Here is a 21,781-nt window from a genome sequence, read left to right as displayed (position 1 = left end):
GCTCGAACTAGGTTCGCTGGGTGACGCGGTAAGCCACGCTCAGTGGCTGTTGATGGGGCATCGCCAGCGTCATTTCCCACTCGTGCCCGGCGACGAACTGACCGTCGAGCAGCGGAAGCGTGCCGCAGAACAGCACGACGTCGCCGTCGGCCGGGAAACGCTCGAGAGTCTCCACCGGCGGGAGCAGCTCGGTCAGGCGTCCCTCCTGGTAACGGTGCCCGTCGCACCGCGATGCGAGCTCGATGGAGTCCCAGTCGACGTCCGGCGACAGCGGCACGACCACCCGCGACACCGGCTTCGCGCAGGCCGCCTTCGCCTCGAACAGGCTGGTGCGCTGCAGGTCGCGATCGGTGTGGTCGGACCCGACCGTCAGATACAGCCGTCCGTCGTGTCGGACGAGCACCGGCTCGGCCTCGCCGGAGGTCCGCGCGCCGGCCACGGTGATCTCGGCCGAGTGGGTGAGCAGACCCGCTGGGATCGGGCAGAAGCTCGGCACCGACTCGGGTGCCGGGATACCGATCGCGGCCAGTTCGTTGACGTGGGCGCGCAGGGCGTCCTGGTCGCGTGCGGTGTAGCCGGCGATGACCAGCTGAAAGTCGGACAGGGTGACGGCAGGGCCGCCGATCACGTCGAACACCACGCCGGTCATGGAGGAACGCCTTTCGCAGTCCGGACAGCGACGAGCAGGGCGGGCGGACCTTACTCCTGCCGGGACCACAGCGGCGCGAACTGGGTCGCCACGGCCTGCGCGTACGACGGTCGGTGATCGAGCAGGCCGATGTCCGAGGCGAAAGCGTGCAGCGCGGTGACTTCGTCGTTGCTGATCGCCGGGAGGTAGAAAGTCCGATCACGCGCGATGAGGTCCGCGATCAGCGAGTTCTCCATCTCGGGGAACAGATCCTTGCCGGCCTGCGTGGCCAGCGACGGGTCGCGCCGCAACGCTTCTTGTGCCGCGACCAGGCCGCGCACCACGGCTGCCACCGTTTCCGGTTCGGAGTCGATCAAGTGCTCGGTCGTCGACAGCGCGGGAAATGTCTGCTGGGCCCCTGGGCCGCCGTCTCGCCGAGCATCCACCACCACGGTTCCGGCACCGGTGCGCACCGCCACTTCGGCGCCCATGCCGTTCGCCCAGGACGCGTCGATCGTGCCTGCCCGCAGCGCTTCCGCGGCGGTCACGCCGAACGACACCCCGGCCCCGCTGGTGCCCGGTACCGGCGCGATGGTGATCCCGGCCGTGTCCGGGTCGATGCCGTTGAGCCGGAACAGCCGACCCAGCGCTTCGCCGACTCCCGGGGCGGCCCCGATGCGCAGTCCGGACAGGGCTGACAGGTCGCCGCGGCCCACGCCGAGATCCGACCGCACCACCAGGAACCAGTACGTGTTGTGGGACAGGGCGGCGACCAGCTTCGCGCCGTCCCAGCCCGGGAAACCGTACAGCGGCGCGTGCGCCGCGCCGGCGAGAAAGTCGATCCGCCGCTCGCGCAGCGCCACCGCGGCGTCGGTGACCGGGAAGATCAGCTCGATCTCGGCGTCGATCCCTTCCTGTTCGAGGAAGCCGAGTTGCACGGCCGCGATCGCCGGGAAGTAGGAGTTGGACACCAGGTCTGGCAGGCCGATGCGCATCCGGGCTCCTCGCTACGCGTCGACGGTCTCGGCGGCTTCGACCTTCTCGACCTGGCCGTCGAGACGGCCGTCGGTCGGGCCGTTGCGGTCGTAGCCCGACATGAGGCTGTCCAGCAGGCCGCCCGCGCGTCGGAAGTCGTAGACCTGGGCCATCCGGGAGCGGACCAAGAACGGCGCGCCCGCGTAGAACATCTCGTACTGCTCGTGCCTGCCCGCGAACTCCGAACCGATCAGGTCCCACGCCAGCTTGAGGAGCTTGACGCGCTGCTCGCTCTCCCAGCCGGGCGACTGGACGTACCGGCGCAAGTCCGCTCCCGCCTCCGGGTGGTCGTAGTCCCGTGCCGACGACGGGAGCTGGATGAGCCCGCCACCGCACAGATCACGCAGCAGTTGCAGCAGTTTCGGGTAGAACTGCGACTGCAGCGTTTGCACCGCGAAGCACTCCGCGCGACCGGGCCAGGCGACGCCGAAGTCGTCGATCTCGCAGTTCTGTTCCTGCGCGGCGACCAGCCCGGACACCATCGCGGCGTGGGCGGCGATCTCGCCGAGCGTGCCGCGCACCGGGGGGAACTTCGCGGACCCGTTCATCTCCGCGATCCGCATGGCCAGCCCGGCAAGCAGGTCGAGCTTGACCGAGAACCGGACCTGCGCCTGGTTGTTACCGAGCAGGTGGGCCGGTGTCTTGTTCCATTGGTCGGCGGTGACCTGCCGGTTGCGGTAGATGAACACCCGCTCCCACGGCACGAAAACGTCGTCGAAGACGATCAGCGAATCGGTCTCGTCGAATCGGGTGGCCAGCGGGTAGTCGAACATGCTGGACGCGGCCGCCGCGTAACTCCGGCGTGAGTAGACCTTCAACCCCGGCGCGTTCAGCGGCACGGCGACCGAGATTGCGTAGTCGTCGTCGCCCTCCTGCAGCGGCACGATGCACGACAGCACCAGGTAGTCCGACACGGCCGCACCGGTGCCGAGCATCTGCGCGCCCTTGATGACGATGCCGTCCGCGCGCTCCTCTTTCACCCCGGCGTACAGATGCGGGTCTTCCTGCTGGTGCGCGGGCTTACTGCGGTCGATCTGCGGCGGAACGATGGTGTAGGTGCAATACAGATCGTTGTCCCGCACGTACTCGTAGAACCGGGTGATGCGTTCGCCGAACTCCTCTCCCGCGGCGGCGAAGACGTCAGGCCGGGCAGCCCATCCGCTGAGAAAGCCGGCCACGTGCTCGGGACCGCGGCCGATCAAGCCGCCGGTCACTTCGGCGAGTTTGCGCAGCGCGATCCGGCGGCGCCGCAAGTCGTCCTCGCTGCGGGGGATCAGGAACGACATGTTGACCGGCTCGCCGGTGGTGGGCGAAGGAAACGTCATCACGTCCCGGTTGGCCTCGTCATGCGCCATGTCGTAGACGCGTGCGATCGAACGCACCGCCCCGGCGAATGCCGGATGCGTGGTCACGTCCGACACGTATTCCCCGTCGACGAAGACACGTCGATCATTGCGAAGGCCGCGAATGTATTCCTTGCCTGACCGTGTCATCTCAATCCTCTGGCGTCCGACGAACGGCGGCCCGCTCGGCCGCCGTGGTGCCGCTTGTCCGCTCGCGCGGCTCCGCGTTCGCCGCTGGTCGCACCGAGACGCGGCGCCGGTCCCCGCTCCACGCCCGGGGCGACGGCCTCACTTACCTTACTCAGAAACCTACCTTAAGTTAATCATAAGGCACAAGCTTCTACCAGGGTCAGTGCTCGAAGGGGTGGACGGCGGGCACCGGCTCTCGGGCACGGCGAGGTCCGGTGACGCCCGCTGTCAGCGCCGTCGATGCCGGAACAGGCGCTCGTCGATCAGCCCGATCGCGATGTTCACCCCGAGCGCGACGACGGTGGTGATCACGATCAGGCCGTATGCGAGCGACGTCTGGTAGTACTGCTGCGCCAGCGAGAGCGAGCCGCCGAGGCCGGGGACCTGAGTGAGGATCTCCACGATCAACGTCACGATCAGCACTACCGGGGTCGCGATGCGCACGCCGGTGAGGATCGAGGAGAACAGCGAAGGCACGACGATCTTCCTGATCCGGTCGTAGCGACTCAGGTGCAACGTCCTGGCCACGTCGAGCAGCACCGGATTCATCTCGCGCATGCCGGAACGGGTGCTGAGCAGCACCGGGAACATCGCGGTGAGCACCACGACGGTGAGCTTCATCGACTCGGTGAAGCCCAGGATGAGCACGAAGATCGGCACCTGTGCCGACGACGGCATGGCTCGGACGAATTCCAGGAACGGGTTCAGCATGCGGTCGACGAACCTGACGCTGCCCACCACCACACCGAGGACGACACCGATGGCCGTGGCCAGCAGCAGGCCCACCGTGAACGTGACCGCGGTGCCGGCAAGAGCGGTGGCCAGTTCACCTGACTCGGCGAACTCGACGACCGCGGGGAGCCAGGTCGACGGTCGCGGGAAGAAGGTCGAGTCGTCCGTGCCGAACAACTGCCAGAGAACGAGCAGGGCGACGAACGGCAGCAGGCCGCGCAGGGGCGGTCGGGAGCCGATCTGCGGACCATCCGGTCCGACGGCCCGGTTTGCCCTGGTCGCGGGGCGGAACGCGGTCGTGGTCATGAGCCGGCCTTCGCGAAGCGCAGGTGGTGGCCGGGGGCGATCAGCCGGGCGAGGAAGACGAAGGCGGCGTTGAGCAGCACGCCGAGCAGCCCGATGGAGAGGAAGTAGAAGAACATCTGGTCGGCCTGCAACGCTTCCTGGGCCTCGACCAGCGCGTTGCCCATGCCCGCCGGGTTACCGAGCATCTCCGCGGCATCTCCGCGGCGACGGTCAGGATCAGCGACAGTGCCAGCGAGAGCCGAAGGCCCACGAGGACCTTGGGCAGCGCGGCCGGGAGGATGATCTTGCGTGCGGTCTCCAGCCTGCCGAGCCGCAGTGTGGTGGCGGTGTCGCGGAGGCCTTGCGGGACCAGGCGGACCCCGTCGACGGCGCTGACCATGACCGGCCACTGCGCGGAGACGATGACCAGCACCAGCTCCATCTGCACGGAGAAGCCGAAGACCAGCACGGCGATCGGCAACAGCACGACGGATGGCAGTGCGCGGAAGAGCTCGATGGTGGACATGGAGTAGACCCACACCCGGCGCGACATGCCGAGTGCGAAGCCGATCATCAGGCCCGAGCAGCTGGCGATCGCCCAGCCGGTCAGGGTCACGCTGACCGTGTGCCCGACGGTGGGTAGGAATGCGTTCTGCGCGATGAGCGTGGCGCCCGCGGAGAGGATCTCCGATGGTCGCGGCAGGAACATCAGATCGATGAGGCCCGCCCGGTCGGCGGCCTCCCACACCGCGAACAGCACGATCAGGAACGTCACGCCAGGTAGGTTGATCTTGGCGAGCAGACGCGGGCCGAGCGGTCTGGCGCGCTGCGCTTGCGTGGTCATCGCCGGCTTCCTCAGGAGTTCACGTGGTCGCTGACCGCGTCGTAGATCTCGTGGCGTAGCCGCAGGTACTCGGGGTGTTCCTTGGTGGTGACCTGGTTGCGCGGCGAAGGCAGGTCGACGTCACGTTCCAGCAGGATCCGGCCCGGCGAGCCGCTGAGCACGATGACGCGGCTGCTCACATAAACCGCTTCCTCGATGTCGTGCGTGATGAACACGACCGTGGTACCGGTCCGGCGCTGAATCCGCAGCAGCTCGTCCTGCAGGTTCGCCTTGGTCATCGCGTCGAGGGCGCCGAACGGCTCGTCCATCAGCAGGACGCGCGGTCGCATGGCGAGGGCCCTGGCGAGTTGCAGGCGCTGCTGCATGCCGCCGGAGAGCTGAGCCGGGTAGTCGTCGATGCGATCGCCGAGGCCGACCATGTCCAGCACCTCGCGGGTGCGCTGAGCGACTTCGGCCTTGGACAGCGAGTTCTCGATGCCGAGGGCGACGTTGCGGCCGACGGTGCGCCAGGTGAGCAGCGACGAGGCGTAGTCCTGGAACACCATGATCACGCCCCGCGGTGGGCCGTCGATCGGTGCGCCGTCGAAGTGGATCTGGGTGCCTTCGCTCGGCGCGAGCAGCCCACCGAGGATGCGGAGCAAGGTGGTCTTGCCGACGCCGGATGTGCCGAGGAGGGCCAGGAACTCGCCCTGGTGGACGTCGAAGTTGACGTCCTGAAGGATGCGGCGCCGATGCGCGCCGTGGCCGAACTCGATCGCGAGGTTGCGGCAGGAGAAGATCGCGTCCGTCGCCGGGGTCACCGGGTCGACCGTGATTTCCGACAATCCGAAACCTCTTCCGTGTCGTCAGCCGCGGTGCGACAGCGGCCGCGCCTGGGTGCCTGTCGCGGTCTCCGGGCGGCCGGCGTCGGGCAATTGATTAACTTAACTACCTGACTTGACAATCTCTTGAATGTAGCCCGGGCCTGCAGCAAGGTCAATAACCTGGGTGAACCAGTCGGTCCGTCAGAAAGGTGCGGTTGACCATGACGCTTCCCGTCGAAGTGCACACGGCGCTCCAGGGGTGGCCCGAGGCGGATACGCAGGAGCAGGCGTTCGTGTTCCTTACCGTCGACGAGCACGATTTCCCGCATGTTGGGCTGCTGTCACGAGCGGAGATCCATCCGGCGGATGACGAGGTTCTGGTCGCCGTTTCCGGCACGACGACGCGGGCGAACCTGCGGCGCGCGGGCCAGGCCACGCTGGTGGTCGTCGTGGCGGACACCGCGCACTACCTGAAGCTGCGCGCCGTCGACAGTCGAGAGGGCGAGGGGTTCACCGTGGTGGCGTTCCGGGTGGCGCACCACAAGGCCGATTCGGTCGGGATCCCGCTGCGGCCCGTGTCGTTCCGCACCTCGTCGGACCTGGCCCGCTTCGAACACTGGGAACGGCATCGGGAAGCCCTGCTGGAGTTCGCTCGGCGGCGCTGAACTGTTGCACGCCCATGACCTGGCGCGCACGGGGCGATGAACCTGGTCGGCCACCGTGTGCAGCATGAGAACTCGATCTGTCATCGTCGTCGTTGCCGCAGCGATGACGGCCGGCGCACTTTTCGCCCCGTCCGCGGCCGCGATTCAGGGCGGAGCGCCGGCTGAGGAGCCGTATTCGTTCATGGGCTCGCTCCAGCGGCCGACGTACCTTCCCGCGCCGCCCGGGCCGGACGGTCACGCGTGCGGCGCGATGGTGGTCGCACCGCAGTGGGTCCTGACCGCCTCGCACTGTGCGCGCAACCCGACCGGCGCGGCGGTCGGCACACCGCGCGAGATGTACGTCCGCATCGGTTCGCTGGACAACACCCGGGGCGGCCAGTTCGTCGAGGTCGACAAGTTCTACCGCCGTGGGGTGGAAGGCGACATGTGGGGCAAGGACATCGCCTTGCTGCACCTGAAGACGCCGGTCGACGGCGAGCCGGTGGAGCTGGCCGACAAGGCACCCGAGGTCGGCACCACGGCACGCGTGCTCGGTTGGGGCTCGACGTGCAGCGACGGCGAGAACACGCCGGACTGCTACCCGACGAAGCTGCGCGAGATCGACCTCGAAGTGCAGCCGATCGAGGCGTGCTCGCCTGCGGTCGACGGTGAGCTCTGCATCGGTGTCCGCGACGGCAGCATCGGCCCGCGCAACGCCGACTCGGGCGGCCCGGCGCTGATTCGCGACGACGGCAAGTGGAAGCTGGCCGGCGTCGTCAGTGGCTCGGGGAGCAACGAGCCCACCTTGTTCACCGACGTCACCCGGCATCGGGACTGGATCAACGGCATCGTCAGCGGCACCGACGTTCCGCCGGAGGAACCGATGCCGTCGGTAGCGGGCTCGGTGAACCTCGGCAACTGTGTCGGCTCCGTGGTGCGCACGTCCACCGCAAGGCCGGACGACCCTGCGTTGCTGCTCACCAACGGCCACTGCGTGGAGGGAAAGCCGCCTGCTCCTGGGTCCGCGCTGGTCGATCGACCCGCTGACCGAGACGTGCGGATCGCGGACGACGAGGGCTACCCGAAGGCCACGGCCACCGCTGTCCGCCTGGTGTACGCGACGATGACCGGCACGGACATCGCGCTCTACCGGCTGGACAAGACGTACGCGGAGCTCGAGCACGCAGGCGCGAGAATCTTCCGGCTCACCGACGAGCCGCCGAACGTCGGCGACCAGGTCGACGTACTGACCACCAGCACCCGCAAGAGCTGCGAGATCGAGGCGGTCGTGCCGCACGTTCGCGAAGACGGCTACCAGCTGGACCACTCGCTGCGCTACGCGGCAGCCGAAAGCTGCTTGCCCATGAAGGGGGATTCCGGCTCTCCGGTGCTGTCCGGCGAGACCGTGGTCGCCATCCACAGCTCCACGAACATCAGCGGGGAGAAGTGCACGACGGACAACCCGTGTGAGGTGGCCGAAGACGGCACGGTCACGGCGGAGAAGGGCAGGAGCTATGCGCAGCAGGTGGGTGGCATCCCGCCGTGCCTGACCAAGGACTCGCGGATCGACCTGCATCGGCCCGGTTGCGCTCTGACTCGGCCGTAAGACTTCGCCGTGTGTCGGACCGCCGTCCTACAGTGGCGCAATGCAGGTCGTCGAGGAGTTGGCAGCGCTGCGCAAGCCGCTCACCGGTTACTGCTATCGCATGCTGGCCTCGGCCGCCGACACCGACGACGCCGTTCAGGAAACCCTGGTGCGCGCCGCGACCCGCATCGAGCAATTCGATCCGGCGCGCGGAAGCCTCACCGCGTGGGTGTATCGCATCGCCACCAACGTGTGCCTCGACATGCTGCGTACGGCGAAACGCCGCGAATTGCTGGTCAAGCCGGCCTCCGCGCTCGCAGACGGTGAACTGGGAGCGCCGCTGCCGCCGGAGACGTGGGTGGAGCCGATGCCCGATTCCCGCCTGCTCAGTTCGGCCCCCGAGGAGCGGGCGGAGGCGCGGGAGTCGGTGCGACTGGCCTTCGTCGCCGCGTTGCAGCGGCTGACTCCGCGGCAGCGTGCGGTCCTGGTGCTGCGCGATGTGTTGTCCTTCTCGGCACGGGAGACTGCGGAAATCCTCGAGACGTCGCCCGCTTCGGTCACCAGTGCGCTGCAGCGTGCGCGTGATGCGCTCCGGGCTGAGCACTACGACCCGACCAAGCTAGCCGAACCCCGAGCCGGCGACCAGCGAAGGCTGCTGGAGCGATACGTCGCCGCCTTCGAGGCGCACGACGTCGCAGCGTTGACCAAGTTGCTCAAGGACGACGCCATCGCCTCCATGCCGCCGTTCGCCTGGAGTCTGCAGGGTGGCGTCCGCATCGCGCAGCTTGTCGCGTCGAACGATGCGTGCGTCGATGACCGGCTCGTCCCGTGCGGGTTCAACGGCGGGTTCGGGTTCGGCCAGTACCGACCCGACGACTCCGGCAGATTGGCCCCGTTTGCGCTGGTAGCGGTCGAGGTCGAGGACGGCCTGATCTCGCGCATCGTGACGTTCCTCGGCACCGGTGACCGGTTCGCGGAGTTCGGATTGCCTGCCCTGGTCGCCGCGGCCGATTAATTCCGCCCTCCGGCGTCGTATCAACCCGCGTAAGCGTCGACGACGTCGAAAGGAGTCAGCTCATGACGACCGAGCTGATCACGCACACGCAAGCCGAGCGGCAGCGTCTCGCAGGCCTGCTCGACCACCTCACGCCGCAGCAGTGGCATCACCCGTCGCTGTGTGCAGGCTGGCGGGTGTGCGAGGTGGTGGCACACATGACGATGCCGTTCCGCACCAAGCCATGGCGGTTGCTGACCGGTCTGCTCTCGGCCGGATTTCGGTTCAACAAGTTCGCCGACCGCGACGCCCGCGCGACCGCCGCGGCCATGGATCAGCGTGAGCTGGTGCAGATGCTGAAGGACAACATCACGCATCCGTGGAGGCCGCCGGGCGGAGGTGCGGCGGGCGCGCTGAGCCACGATGTCATCCACGGACTGGACATCACCGAGCCGCTCGGCTTGCCCGCGCCGCCAACCGAACGGATCGTCATGGTCCTGGCATCGGGTGACGACCGTCAGCTCCGGTATTTCGGCGTCGATCTCGGTGGGCACACGCTGGTCGCCACGGACGCCGACATTCGCGTCGGGAAGGGCGCCAACCAGATCGAGGTGTCCGCGAAGGACCTGCTTCTGGTCGTCACCGGCCGTCTGCCGCTGGAGCGCGTCGCAGGGTAAGGTCAGGCGGTCGCGGTCGCAGGCGTCTGCGGCGAGGGCGTGGCCGGCGTGCGGCGCTGGGTGAGAGCCCGGTACGCCGGTCGTTCGACCAGCACGTGCAACAGGTATCCGGCGAGGCCGACGGCGGCCAGCACGGCGATGAGTCGCGGCCAAGCAGGCAGGCCGGCGTCGCTGAGGACACGCGCCAGCACGTAGCCGAGTTGCTGGTGCACCAGGTAGACGCAGTAGGTGAGCCCGGCCAGCCACGCAAGCGGGCGACGAACCGGCTGCAGGAACGCCCAATCCGTGCCGCGCGCGGCGGCCGCGATCGCCGCCAGCATGGCCGCGAACGCCAGGCCGGCCGCGATCTCCCAGTGCACCGACCCGAAGTGGATCATCGTGCCGACCGCGCACAACAGCGTCAGCTCGCCGGTCGCCACGTGCCCGCGTGACCACAGCCAGATCGCGACGCCGAGCCCGAACAGGTAGGCGTTCCACACCCCGAGGCCGGTCAGCAGGCTGTAGGCCGGGCCATCCATCACGCTGGGCATCAGCTTCAGCGGGCTGGCCGCGACGCTGAGCGCCACCAATCCCCTGGCCAGGTTTCGGATGTGCGTGATGTTCGGCCGTCGGCTGAAGACCAGCGCCGCGGCGATGAAGGCCAGCACCTGCAGTGGAAGCGTCCAGTACGAGTAGTCCAGGGGAACCCAGCCGCGGTGCCACGCCGGTACGAGCAGCACGTTGGCCACGAGGTCGGCGACGTCCGGCAGGTACCACGGCGCGGGCGCACCTGGGCCAGGGTCGGTCACCTGCGGCTCGCCGAACAGCCGGCCGAACAGCCCCGAGGCCTCCCAGCCGTTGAACGACAGCACCGCGATCCGGCTGACCACGTAGACGATCAGCACGGCGGCCAAGTAGGCAGGGAGAAGTCGGGCGAGACGGCGGGCCAACCACCGACCGGGCGTGCCTCGGCGGAGCGTGACACAGGCGAAATAGGCCGACAGCACCAGCAGCGTGCTCGCCCCCATGCGGACTTCCAGGCCAATGGGGTACTCGTCGACGCCGGGCATGATCCGCGGCCCGAGGAAGGTGACGTGCCCGATCACGACGCCCAGCACGGCGACGATCCGGATGAAGTCCCAGTTGGCCTGCCTGGCCGCCGCGCTCGCCATGCCTCTCCCGGTCGCGAAGATCGTCGGACGACCGTACTGAGTTGCCGGGGTGGTGAATGGTTCCCAGCGGGAGCGCTCTGTGCGTCAGGTCATACCTTCCGTCCCGAGGAGCTCGCGCCGCGGCGAAGCGATGAGTTTTTCGTGCGGGGCCGGTCGGACCTGGTGACCGCCACCAAGCCAGGAGGCCCGCAATGTCCGAGGTCACCAGCGACCCCACTCGCACCTTCCGCCGCGTACTGGCCAACACCCTGCTGGCCGGGGTGACGACCACGTTCCTGTGGTTCGCGCTGACCTTCTGGGTGTACCTGGAGACGAGGTCCGTGCTGGCCGCCTCGCTCATCTCCGGCCTGTACATGCTGGTCTCGGCCGCCGCCGGGTCGTTCTTCGGTGCGATCGTGGACGCACACCGCAAGAAGACCTCGCTGGTGCTGTCCAGCACCAGCACCCTGCTGGTCTATCTCGTAGCCGGACTGATCTACCTGACCGTGCCGGTGGCGCGGCTGGTCGACTTCACCGACGCGTTCTTCTGGCTGTTCAACGGGCTGGTCCTGATCGGTGGCGTGATGGGGTCGCTGCGGTCGATCGCGCTCTCCACCACGGTGACCCTGCTGGTGCCCGCGGACCGGCGGGACAAGGCGAACGGCATGGTCGGCACCGTCAACGGACTGGCGCACATGGCCACCAGCGTCTTCAGTGGGCTGGCCATCGGCTTCTTGGGCATGGGCGGCACCATCGTCGTGTCGATCGTGCTCACCGCCGCCGCGCTGCTGCACCTGGCGACGATCCGCATCGACGAACCGCACGTCGAGCGGAGCGAACGTTCGCGCATGGATGTTCGCGGCACGTGGCGAACCATTCGTGCGGTGCCGGGACTGTGGGCGCTGATCTTGTTCGCCGCGTTCAACAACCTGGTCATGGGCGTGTTCATGGCACTCACCGACCCGTACGGCCTGACGCTGTTCTCCGTCGAGACCTGGGGCATCGTGCTCGGCGTGGTCGGCATCGGCTTCATCGCCGGCGGGGCGTGTGTCGCCCGGTTCGGCCTCGGCCGATCGCCGCTGCGGACGTTGCTGCTGGTGAACATGCTGCTCGCGGTCGTCGGGGTGGCGACGGCCATCCGGGGGTGGCAGCCGTTGCTGGTGCTCGGGATGTTCGGATTCATGTTCCTCATCCCGGTCGCCGAGGCCGCCGAGCAGACGATCCTGCAGCGCGTGGTGCCGTTCGAGCGGCAGGGGCGGGTGTTCGGGCTGGCGCAAAGTGTGGAAAGCGCGGCCGCACCGGTGTCGTCGTTCGTGATCGGACCGCTCGCCCAGCTGGTCATCATCCCGTTCATGACCACCGACGCCGGCCACACCACGTTCGGCTGGCTGCTCGGCGACGGCCCGGCCCGCGGGATCGCGCTGGCGTTCGTGGCGGCAAGCCTGATCATGCTGGTCACCGTGCTGGCGGCGTTCTTCAGCGCCGCGTACCGCAGGCTGAACCGGGCGTGCGCCGAAACTGAGGCAACAATCGCGCCAGTCGTGACACCTTCTCCGGTGCCCGTGGCGGCCTGACTCCCAGGTGGACAGGGGTTTTCTGCGTCAAATTGGCCACTGGGCCGAACGGTTGATTGCAACTGTGCAACCGCGTTCGCCGTGAGTGCGGATATACCGTCGACCGCGTGCTCGCGCAGGTGCGAGCCCTTGGGGGAACTGGGGGCGATACATGTCAGTACGAAATCGTCGAATCGGTCGTGCTGCCCGGGTGCTCGACCCCGCGGTCACGGGTGATGGCTCGCTCATTTCGCGGGCACGGTCACGGGTGACGGGCCGCTCGGCCCCGTGGCCGCAGGTGCCGCTCGCCTCCGCGGTCACAGGTGAGGGGGCAGCCGCCTCCGCGGCCACGCGTAGCGGGCCGCTCGGTCCCGTGTCCGACCAGCAGGATACGCGCCGCCCGACAGCCTCGCGCCAGGCCCGCTGAGGCCGCCGCGCCGCCCGACAGCCTCGCGCCAGGCCCCTGAGGCCGCCGCGCACCAACCAGCCGATCACCGGTCGTTGGTGCGCAGCCGCAGGTACTCCAGGTGCCGTTCGTACTGGTCGAGCACGTCCCCGATGAGCTGCTCCTTGCCGTACCCGAGGACGTCGTAGCCCTGTCCGCCCTCGGTAAGGAACACCTCGAACCGGACGTAGGTGTCGGCCCCGCTGACGCGGTGCAGCGCGTACGTCGGTGTCGGCGCCACCCGCGGCCAGAGTCGGTAGACGAAGTCGTCCTCACCGTCGACCGGCACGGACAACTCGACGTAGTCGATCCCGGCGTCGTCCGCGGGCGCCTCGGTGACCGTCGCCGGTACGCCGCGATCGCAGAGCTCTTCGCACACGTCGTCCAGCGCCGGGCGAGCCACGTCGGCGACGAACCTCCGCGCGTCGTCCGGATCGGGATAGGAGACCACGCGAGCAAGCCGCTGCCGCCAACTTCGGTGCACTCCGCGCGGCTCGATGCCCACGCGTTCGGACAGCGACGCCGGAAGGCTGCTGATCATGGCGTCCTCCCGGATGCCTTCGCGTTTGAGCGCCCGGTAGAGGCCCCACATGATCACGAACATCACGAACGAGAACGGCAGGCCCATCACGATGGTGGCGCTGGTGAGCGCGTCCACCCCGCCGGCGAGCAGCATGCCGAGCGTCAGCAGACCGGTCGCGGTGGCCCAGAAGATCCGCAGCCAAGGGGCACCGTCGGTCAACGGCGTGCGCAGATGAGAGCTGAGGTTGGACATCACCAGGGCCGCCGAGTCCGCCGACGTGACGTAGAGGAACAGGCCGACGACCACGGTGAGGCCTGCGCTGAACGTCAATCCGGGGTACTCGGCGAGCAGGGCGAAGAACCCTTGCTCCGGCGCCGACGCGGCCAGCTCGCCGAACTCCTCGTTGCCGTCGCGGATGACACGCAGCGCGGCGTTGCCGAACACCGACAGGAACGCCAGCGTGAACAACAGCGGGATGATCAGCGTGGCGGCGATGAACTGCCGGATGGTGCGCCCGCGCGAGATGCGCGCGAGGAACACGCCCACGAACGGAGCCCAGGCGATCCACCACGCCCAGAAGAACAGCGTCCAGTCGTTCAGCCAGTCGACCGGAGGGTCGAAGGCGAACGTGTTCATGGTCATCGACGGGAACCGGCTCACGTAGTCGCCGATGTTCATGACCAAGCTGTTCAGCACCCGGACCGGGCTCTCGTAGATCGAGACGTAGACCATCAGCGCGATGGCCAGCACCACGTTCAGCATCGAGATGAGGCGGATGCCCTTGTCCACACCGGAGACGGCGGAGAACGTCGCGATGCCCACGGCGATGGCGATCAGCGCGATCTGCACGGCGACGTTCTCCGGCAGATCGAAGATCAGCCGCAGCCCGTAGTTCAGCTGCACGACGCCGATACCCAGCGACACCGCGACGCCGAAGATGGTGCCGAGCATGGCGGCGCCGTCCACCGCGTCGCCCGCGGCCCCGTGGATCCGCTTGCCGATCAGCGGGTACAACGCCGACCGGACGGCGAGCGGCAGGCGGTGCCGGAACGAGAAATACGCCAGCGCCATGCCCATCAGCGCGTACATCGCCCAGCCCGTGATGCCGTAGTGGAACAGGGTCCACACCACCCCTTGCCGGGCTGCCTCGATCGTCTCCGGGGTGCCTTCCGGCGGCGTCAAGTAGTGCGTCACCGGCCCGGCCACGGAGAAGAAGATCAGGTCCACACCGATGCCCGCGGCGAAGAACATCGACGCCCAGGCGAACATGCCGTAGTCCGGTGTGGAGTGCTGCGGCCCGAGCTTGATCTTGCCGTAACGCGACAGGGCCACGTACACCACGAAGACCAAGAACAACGTCGCGGCCAGGAAGTAGTACCAGCCGAAGCCCTGGGAGATCCACCCGACCACGGTGCCGATGGCCGCGCCCGCGCCGCTCGGCGAGATGATCGCCCAGCCGGCGATCAGCAGGATGATGACCGCCGACCCGATGAACACCCGGGTCTTGAGGGCACGGTCCTTGCCGTCGGGCAGCAGTGCCGAGACCTCGGCGTTCGGCGGAGCGGCAGCCTCGTGATCTTTCGGCGGGGACGACATCGCTCAGCCCTCCTGGTCTCGGTGGCGGTAGAACGGGACGTCGGCGGGCGGCAGCGGAGTGTTGCCGCGGATGAGGTCGGCGGCCTTCTCGGCGAGCATCATCACCGGCGCGTAGATGTTGCCGTTGGTGATGTACGGCATGGCCGACGCGTCGACCACGCGCAGCCCCTCGACGCCGTGCACCCGCATGGATTTCGGGTCCACCACGTCGTTCGGCCCGATCCCCATGCGGGCGGTGCAGCTCGGGTGGTAGGCCGTCTCGGCGTCCTTGGCCACCCAGTCGAGGATCTCCTCGTCCGACTGCACCGACGGCCCGGGCGAGAGCTCACCCGCGTCGAACGGTTCGAACGCGGGCTGGCCGAGGATGTCCCGCGCCACGTGGATCGCCTCGATCCACTCCTTGCGGTCGTTGGGCGTGGACAGATAGTTGAACCGCAGCGCCGGATGTTCCTTCGGGTTGGCGGACTTGATCGTCACCGACCCGCGCACGTCGGAGTACATCGGGCCGATGTGCACCTGGTAGCCGTGCTTCGCGCCGACCGGTGTGCCGTCGTAGCGGACCGCGATCGGCAGGAAGTGGAACATCAGGTTCGGGTACTTGACCTCGTCGTTGCCGCGGACGAAGCCGCCTGCCTCGAAGTGGTTCGTCGCCGCCGGGCCCTTCTTGCCGAGCAGCCACTGCAGCCCGATCTTCGGGCGGTTGTACAGCTTGAGCGCGGGGTTGAAGCTGATCGGCTGCTTGCAGGCGTGCTGGATGTAGACCTCGAGGTGGTCCTGCAGGTTCTGCCCGACGCCGGGCAGCGCGTGCACCACCTTGATGCCGAGCGGTTCGAGCAACTCCGGGTCCCCGACGCCGGACAGCTGAAGCAGCTGCGGGGTGTTGATGGCGCCGCCGGACAGGATGACCTCGCCCGCGTCGACGCGCCGGACCCGGCGGCTGCCGAAACGCGTGTACTCGACGCCGACCGCGCGCGTGCCGTCGAAGACGACCCGGTGCACGTGGTGCAACGTCTTGACCGTCAGGTTCGGCCGGTCCATCACCGGGTGCAGGTAGGCGCGCGCGGCCGACCAACGCCGACCGTTCTTGATGTTGCGGTCGAAGCGCGCGAAGCCTTCCTGCCGGAAGCCGTTGACGTCGTCGGTGAGCGAGTACCCGGCCTGCGTCGCGGCTTCCAGAAAAGCGTCGAACAGTGGGTTCTTCGCCGGGCCGCGCTCCAGCCACAGCGGGCCGTCGCCACCACGCCAGTCGTCGGCGCCCGCGGTGCACGTCTCCATCTTCTTGAAGTACGGCAGGCAGTGCGCGTAGTCCCACGTCTCCATGCCCGGGTCGGACGCCCAGCGCTCGAGGTCCATCGGGTTGCCGCGCTGAAAGATCATGCCGTTGATGGAGCTGGAGCCGCCGAGCAGTTTGCCGCGGCCGTGGCTGACCCGGCGGCCACCCATGTACGGCTCGGGCTCGGATTCGTAGCGCCAGTCGTACAACGGGTTGCCGATCACCATGGTCAACGCCGCGGGCATGTGCGTGAAGATGTCCCACGCCCAGTCGGAACGACCGGCTTCCAGGACCAGCACGCGCGTGCCCGGGTCCTCGGTGAGCCGGTTCGCCAGGCAGCACCCAGCAGAGCCACCCCCGACAATGACGTAGTCGTACCGTTCGGTCATGCGGTCCTCCGCGTTGCGCATGCTGTACCGGTCTGCGTCACTAGGCTGGAGTTGACAGTAGACAGTCCGGCGAGATCGGGAACCGCAAGCCGTTGGCCGCGGAGGATTCGTGATGGCGATGTTGTTCATTGCGGGACAGTGGGTGGAGCCGGCCGAGGGCGGAACCCGCGACGTGATCAACCCGTTCGACGGCTCGGTGATCACCACTGTCGCGGAGGCTTCGCCTGCCGATGCCGAGGCCGCGGTGCAGGCCGCGCGCACGGCGTTCGACGAGGGCGAGTGGTCCTCGTGGAGTCCCGGCAAGCGCGGCGAACTGCTGTTGCGGATGGCGGACCTGCTGCAGCGTGACCGGGCCGAGATCGCTCGCCTGGAGACACTGGACACCGGGAAAACGCTGGTCGAGAGCGGGATCGACGTCGACGACGTGACCGCGGTGTTCCGGTACTACGGCGAGCTCGCGGACAAGGACCCGACGCGGGTGGTGGACGCCGGAAGCGAGTCGGTGCACAGCCGGGTGGTCTACGAGCCGGTGGGGGTGTGCGCCCTGATCACGCCGTGGAACTACCCGCTGCTGCAGGCTTCGTGGAAGGTCGCTCCGGCGCTGGCCGCGGGCAACACGATGGTGATCAAGCCGAGCGAGGTCACGCCGCTGACCACGGTGAAGATGGTCGAGCTTCTGGTCGAAGCGGGCGTGCCCGCCGGAGTGGTGAACCTGCTACTCGGTTCGGGCCCGGCAGCCGGGGCTCCGATGGTGGAAAGCCCGTTGGTCGATTTGGTGTCCTTCACCGGCGGGCTGCGCACCGGTCAGGCGATCATGAAGGCCGCCGCGGGCACGGTGAAGAAGGTCGCGCTGGAACTGGGCGGCAAGAACCCGAACATCGTCTTCGCCGACGCGGACTTCGAGGCCGCGGTCGACTACGCGCTGATGGCCGTCTTCCTGCACGCGGGACAGGTCTGCTCGGCGGGCACTCGGCTGATCGTGCAGGACGAGCTACACGACGACTTCGTCGCAGTGGTCGTCGAACGCGCGAAGCGGATCAAGCTGGGCAACGGCTTGGAAGAGGGCACCGAGAGTGGTCCGTTGGAAGAGGGCACCGAGAGTGGTCCGCTGGTGTCGGAGGAGCATCGCGCGAAGGTGGAGTCCTATGTGGAGCTGGGTCTGCAGGAGGGGGCACGGCTGCTGACCGGCGGCCGTCGCCCGGACGACCCCGAGCTGCAGAACGGCTTCTTCTACCTGCCGACGGTGTTCGACGACTGCCGGCGCGACATGCGCCTGGTCCAGGAGGAGACGTTCGGCCCGATCATGACCGTGGAACGCTTCCGGACCGAGGACGAGGCCATCGCGCTGGGCAACGACACCGACTACGGGTTGGCCGGGGCGGTGTGGACCGGTGACACCGAGCGAGGCGAGCGAGTGGCCGCGAAGCTGCGGCACGGCACCGTGTGGATCAACGACTTCGGGCCGTACCTGCCACAGGCGGAGTGGGGCGGATTCAAGCGGTCAGGCATCGGCCGCGAGCTCGGCCACGACGGTCTTGCCGAGTACCGGGAGGCGAAGCACATCTACCGGAATCTGGCGCCTGCCCCGCAGCGGTGGTTCGGCGGCTAGGAGCCCGCGCGGGGGTCACTCCCCGCCGCCGGCCGAAACTGCGCTGATGCACCACGTCTTTCGCCGTCGTCGCTGGTGACGGTGATCGACCCGGCGTCGGAGCCCTCGGCGGCTTGCCGCCACGTCCTTCGTGCGTAAAGGCCAGTGAGGAGACAGAACCGGAGCCCTTCCGCATGTCAGCCCCGCAGCCGCCTCGGCGCGGTGCCGATCGTGCGGACGAGGGCACGAAACCACCGGGTTAATCTTGCGCGGTGTCAGCGATCGCGTCCCGGGTTCTCCGCCCTGCGCAGCGCCGGTGGCGCCGTCTCGATGGCTTGAGCAAGGACTCCTTGCTGGCTGCGGTGCTGCTGGCGCTGGCATTCGTGCCGCAGTTCGCAGCGGTGGCGGCGATGATCGGTGACCTGCCGCGACGGCCGCTGGATGCGTTGGGCGTGATCCTGATACTCGCGCAATGCCTGCCTTTGGCGATACGGACGCGGTGGCCGGCTGCGTGCCTGGCGGTTGTCGGTTGTGGGTTCGCCCTTCACCAGGTGCTGGCTTATCCGGCGACGTTCGGCAGCATCGGCCTGTACGTGGCGCTGTACTCGGCTGGCGCGCATCAGCAGCGTCTGCGCACTGTGGTCGCGGTGGTCGCGGTGGTGGGATACGGCGTGCTGGCGCTGACCCTGAACGCTCTCGGCTCGCCCACTCGAGGACTTGATTTCGTTCTGTTCTTCGCGGCCCTGGCGGTGATCTGGTTCGCGGGTGCCGGGGTTCGCCGATGGCGGCGCGAAGAGGCCGAGCGGCGGCGCCTCAGCGCAGAGATGGCTACCGCCGCCGAGCGAGCGCGGATCGCCCGTGAACTGCACGACGTGGTCACCCACCACGTGACCGCCATGGTGGTGCAAGCCGACGCGGCGCAGCTCGTGCTCGACACCGCACCCGATCGCGCGGGCGAGAGCCTGTCCGCGATCAGTGTCACGGGCCGTCGGGCGTTGACGGAGCTTCGCAGTCTGCTCGGGGTCCTGGAGGCGAGCGGCGAGACACCGCCCGCCGAGCGAACCCCGAGTCTGGGCAAAGTCGCCGATCTGGTGGAGCAAGCACGCCATGCCGGTCAGCCCGTCGAATTCCTCGAAGAAGGAGAGCAGCGGCCCCGGACGGTCGACGTGGAGCTGACCGCCTACCGCGTGGTGCAGGAGAGCCTGACCAATGCGCTCAAGTACGCGGCGGGACGACCGACCACGGTGCGGCTCCGGCACGACCCGGAGGAGATCGAGATCGAGGTGATCACTAAAGGCCCGGCCACCTCACCGGGCGGTTCGTCAGGAGGTCGAGGGTTGACCGGATTGTCCGAGCGGGTGCGGCTGCTGGGCGGTGAACTACAGGCCGGACCGCGCGCCGACGGCGGCTTCGGTGTGCGTGCGCTCATCCCGTGCGGAAGGAACGAACCGTGACCGACGCCCCGATCCGGGTACTGATCTGCGAGGACCAGGCATTGGTTCGCGCCGGGTACGCCACCATCTTCTCCGCGCAACCGGACATGGAAGTCGTCGGCGAGGCGGCAGACGGCCGGGAGGCGGTGCAGGCGGCGCGGCAGCTGAGTCCGGACGTGGTCGTCATGGACATCCGCATGCCTGTGGTGGACGGTATCGAGGCGACCAAGCAACTTGCCGGTCCAGACGTGGCCACACCCGCGAAGGTGCTGGTCGTCACCACCTTCAACGTGGACGAGTACGTCTACGAAGCGCTCAAGGCAGGCGCGAGCGGCTTCCTGCTCAAGGACGCGCCCCCGGCCGAACTGGTCAATGGCGTGCGCACCGTCGCCCGAGGCGATGCGTTACTCGCTCCCGCGGTCACCCGCGAGCTCATCGGCCATTTCGCTGCTCGGCTCCGGCCCGCCGAAGGACCTCGTCCCGCGCGGGACGCGATCGTGCGTGCTCTGACGCGGCGGGAACTGGAAGTCCTGGAACACATCGCGGCCGGGCTGTCCAACGCGGAGATCGCCGAGGCGTTGTTCATCACCGCCGAGACCGTGAAGACCTACGTCTCACGGATCCTGACCAAGCTCGATCTGCGCGACCGAGTGCAAGCCGTCGTCCTTGCCTATCGGGCCGGGCTGGTGTCAGCCACCGACTGAGCCGGACCGGTCGCACCCGGCCATCCCCCGTGAGAGCTACCGCGATTGCTCATTCTCGTGGGATGTTTCGACGTGCTCGGCTTCCTAGCCTTCGTGGTGTCGCAAGCGTTGACCCCCAGAAAGGGAAGAGAGCAGACGTCATGGCACGCACGGAGACCTTGAACGGCTCAGCCCGGGCCGAGAAGATCGGGAACGGCTCAGCCCAAGCCGAACCATCCACCCGCCGACGTCGGCTGCGCGCGTTCCGGCTCCCCGTGCTCGTGCTGGTGCTGCTCGGTGCGACCGCGCTGTTCGCCGCCATCAACCAACTCGTCGCTCCGATCCCGATGCTGGCGCTGCCGGTCGGCATCGGTCTCGCTGTCGCCTGCGTGGCCGGTTACCGGCGACTGTCGCAGGTCGTTGAGCTCCGGGCCGACGTGCCGGAAGTCGCGCCGGACGGCGCCAGGTCAGCGTTGTTCCGCGGAGCGGTGCTCGGAAGCTGCTTGTTCACCACGGTGATGGTGTTCATTGCGATCTTCGGTGGCTGGCAAAGCCTGACCTGGGGCTCGATCGGTGGACTGACCGCCAGCGCCGGTGCGATGGTCGCCGTCGCAACGATCGAAGAAGTGTTGTTCCGCGGCGTCGTGTTCCGCATCGTGGAGGAGCGTGCGGGCACCGTGCTCGCGCTGGTGATGTCCACGGTGCTGTTCGGCCTGCTCCACCTGGTCAACCCGCACGCCTCACTGCTCGGCGCCCTCGCCATCAGCCTGACCGGCGGCCTCCTCACCGCGGCCGCTTATGTGGCGACCCGCTCGCTGTGGCTGCCGATCGGCGTGCACTTCGCGTGGAACACCGTCTCCGGCGGCGTCTTCGGCGTCGTGGTCTCTGGCGCGGAAACCGCGCCAGGCAGCCTGCTTCACACGACACTCTCCGGCCCCTCGCTGATCACCGGGGGCACGTTCGGCCCCGAGGCCAGCTTGTTCACCCTGCTGGTCTGCCTCGTTCCCATCGTGGTGCTGCTCCGACGGGCGGCTCGCACCGGCCAGATCCGCCGTCGCCCCGGTCGGGCCGCGGCCTGACCTCCCCACCGTGATGTCCCGAGGCTTCTGTGGCCTCGGGACATCTTTCGTGAACACCGTCACGACACGTGTCGGTTGCCTGCGCAGCGGCGGCTCGGAAGGCGAGGGCCGATTGATTGAGCGGGCGGAAAGGATTCGGGCGTGGTCGAGCTGCAGCCCGGCCTTGGTCGAGGCGCGGCAGAGTTGCATCTCAGCCTTTCGCCGTCTCGTCGCCCTCCGGACCCACTCCAGACCGTGCCGCCGCTCCGCGATCTCGGCATACAGCAGGCCGTCCACGTGCGCGACCAGTTCCCGGAACCGCCGCCACGGGCCGAACTTCCGCAGCGAGGG

19 protein-coding genes are annotated in these 21,781 nt (G+C 68.3%); 10 read left to right on the top strand and 9 right to left on the bottom strand.

All coding sequences use genetic code 11. The features are described from left to right. Positions 1–7: 7 nt before the first annotated feature. The 6 genes from YWY_RS0110100 to YWY_RS0110075 form a co-directional block, all read right to left on the bottom strand. A complete protein-coding gene (locus YWY_RS0110100; protein ID WP_028847512.1) occupies positions 8–649 on the bottom strand; it encodes a DUF2848 family protein in 642 nt (213 codons plus the stop codon). Between the two features lie 50 nt (positions 650–699). Further along, positions 700–1,623 (bottom strand): ABC transporter substrate-binding protein, encoded by a 924-nt coding sequence (locus YWY_RS0110095; RefSeq protein ID WP_028847511.1) that lies wholly within the window; start codon positions 1,621–1,623, stop codon positions 700–702. A 12-nt stretch (positions 1,624–1,635) separates the two neighbouring features. After that, on the bottom strand, positions 1,636–3,156 hold the full coding sequence (locus YWY_RS21315; protein WP_084609170.1) for a 4-hydroxyphenylacetate 3-hydroxylase family protein: 1,521 nt from the start codon (positions 3,154–3,156) through the stop codon (positions 1,636–1,638). Positions 3,157–3,423: 267 nt separating this feature from the next. Then, entirely contained in the window at positions 3,424–4,233 is an 810-nt protein-coding gene (locus tag YWY_RS0110085; RefSeq protein ID WP_028847510.1) for an ABC transporter permease, read from the bottom strand. A gap of 40 nt (positions 4,234–4,273) precedes the next feature. Continuing rightward, positions 4,274–5,056 (bottom strand): ABC transporter permease, encoded by a 783-nt coding sequence (locus tag YWY_RS0110080; RefSeq protein WP_028847509.1) that lies wholly within the window; start codon positions 5,054–5,056, stop codon positions 4,274–4,276. Between the two features lie 11 nt (positions 5,057–5,067). Beyond that, positions 5,068–5,880, bottom strand: a complete 813-nt coding sequence (locus YWY_RS0110075; RefSeq protein WP_038044974.1) for an ABC transporter ATP-binding protein — start codon at positions 5,878–5,880, stop codon at positions 5,068–5,070. 200 nt (positions 5,881–6,080) lie between these two features. On the opposite strand from YWY_RS0110075, the gene YWY_RS0110070 reads away from it, so the two are divergent. The 4 genes from YWY_RS0110070 to YWY_RS0110055 all read left to right on the top strand — a co-directional run bounded on the left by YWY_RS0110070 (position 6,081) and on the right by YWY_RS0110055 (position 9,759). Further along, the gene (locus tag YWY_RS0110070) at positions 6,081–6,524 is read left to right on the top strand and encodes a hypothetical protein (protein ID WP_051310123.1); all 444 of its coding nucleotides are present in this window, start codon (positions 6,081–6,083) and stop codon (positions 6,522–6,524) included. 64 nt (positions 6,525–6,588) lie between these two features. After that, the gene (locus YWY_RS0110065; RefSeq protein ID WP_028847506.1) at positions 6,589–8,109 is read left to right on the top strand and encodes a S1 family serine peptidase; all 1,521 of its coding nucleotides are present in this window, start codon (positions 6,589–6,591) and stop codon (positions 8,107–8,109) included. Between the two features lie 40 nt (positions 8,110–8,149). Then, positions 8,150–9,103 (top strand): RNA polymerase subunit sigma-70, encoded by a 954-nt coding sequence (locus YWY_RS21310; protein WP_028851795.1) that lies wholly within the window; start codon positions 8,150–8,152, stop codon positions 9,101–9,103. 62 nt (positions 9,104–9,165) lie between these two features. Beyond that, entirely contained in the window at positions 9,166–9,759 is a 594-nt protein-coding gene (locus YWY_RS0110055) for a maleylpyruvate isomerase family mycothiol-dependent enzyme (RefSeq protein WP_028847505.1), read from the top strand. A 2-nt stretch (positions 9,760–9,761) separates the two neighbouring features. On the opposite strand, the gene YWY_RS21305 is transcribed toward YWY_RS0110055, so the two are convergent. Next, the gene (locus tag YWY_RS21305) at positions 9,762–10,910 is read right to left on the bottom strand and encodes an acyltransferase family protein (protein WP_084609169.1); all 1,149 of its coding nucleotides are present in this window, start codon (positions 10,908–10,910) and stop codon (positions 9,762–9,764) included. Positions 10,911–11,101: 191 nt separating this feature from the next. Here YWY_RS21305 and YWY_RS21300 point away from each other — a divergent pair, with 191 nt between their 5' ends. Beyond that, positions 11,102–12,463 carry an MFS transporter gene (locus tag YWY_RS21300; RefSeq protein ID WP_051310122.1) on the top strand — a complete coding sequence of 454 codons (1,362 nt, stop codon included), beginning with the start codon at positions 11,102–11,104 and terminating at the stop codon, positions 12,461–12,463. Positions 12,464–12,933: 470 nt separating this feature from the next. On the opposite strand, the gene betT is transcribed toward YWY_RS21300, so the two are convergent. Both betT and betA read right to left on the bottom strand, forming a co-directional pair. Further along, positions 12,934–15,006, bottom strand: a complete 2,073-nt coding sequence (gene betT / locus YWY_RS21295; RefSeq protein ID WP_084609168.1) for a choline BCCT transporter BetT — start codon at positions 15,004–15,006, stop codon at positions 12,934–12,936. A gap of 3 nt (positions 15,007–15,009) precedes the next feature. Next, positions 15,010–16,668, bottom strand: coding sequence for a choline dehydrogenase (gene betA, locus YWY_RS0110035; RefSeq protein WP_028847504.1), 1,659 nt, complete (start codon positions 16,666–16,668; stop codon positions 15,010–15,012). Between the two features lie 112 nt (positions 16,669–16,780). Here betA and YWY_RS0110030 point away from each other — a divergent pair, with 112 nt between their 5' ends. The 5 genes from YWY_RS0110030 to YWY_RS24415 all read left to right on the top strand — a co-directional run. Next, complete coding sequence (locus YWY_RS0110030) at positions 16,781–18,277, top strand: aldehyde dehydrogenase family protein (protein ID WP_028847503.1); 1,497 nt, start codon at positions 16,781–16,783, stop codon at positions 18,275–18,277. A 251-nt stretch (positions 18,278–18,528) separates the two neighbouring features. Continuing rightward, entirely contained in the window at positions 18,529–19,710 is a 1,182-nt protein-coding gene (locus tag YWY_RS0110025; RefSeq protein WP_051310121.1) for a sensor histidine kinase, read from the top strand. Continuing rightward, positions 19,707–20,393, top strand: a complete 687-nt coding sequence (locus YWY_RS0110020; RefSeq protein ID WP_028847501.1) for a response regulator — start codon at positions 19,707–19,709, stop codon at positions 20,391–20,393. The genes YWY_RS0110025 and YWY_RS0110020 overlap by 4 nt, the downstream gene beginning before the upstream one ends. 482 nt (positions 20,394–20,875) lie before the next feature. Then, entirely contained in the window at positions 20,876–21,451 is a 576-nt protein-coding gene (locus YWY_RS24420; RefSeq protein WP_211227520.1) for a CPBP family intramembrane glutamic endopeptidase, read from the top strand. A gap of 141 nt (positions 21,452–21,592) precedes the next feature. Continuing rightward, the coding region (locus YWY_RS24415; protein WP_211227519.1) for a hypothetical protein at positions 21,593–21,781 on the top strand (189 nt) is incomplete at its 3' end.

Origin of the sequence: Thermocrispum agreste DSM 44070, assembly GCF_000427905.1 — a bacterium.
GTDB classification, from domain to species: domain Bacteria; phylum Actinomycetota; class Actinomycetes; order Mycobacteriales; family Pseudonocardiaceae; genus Thermocrispum; species Thermocrispum agreste.
The sequence above is the reverse complement of the archived record's forward strand: the minus strand, read 5'-3'. Positions and strand labels throughout refer to the sequence as shown.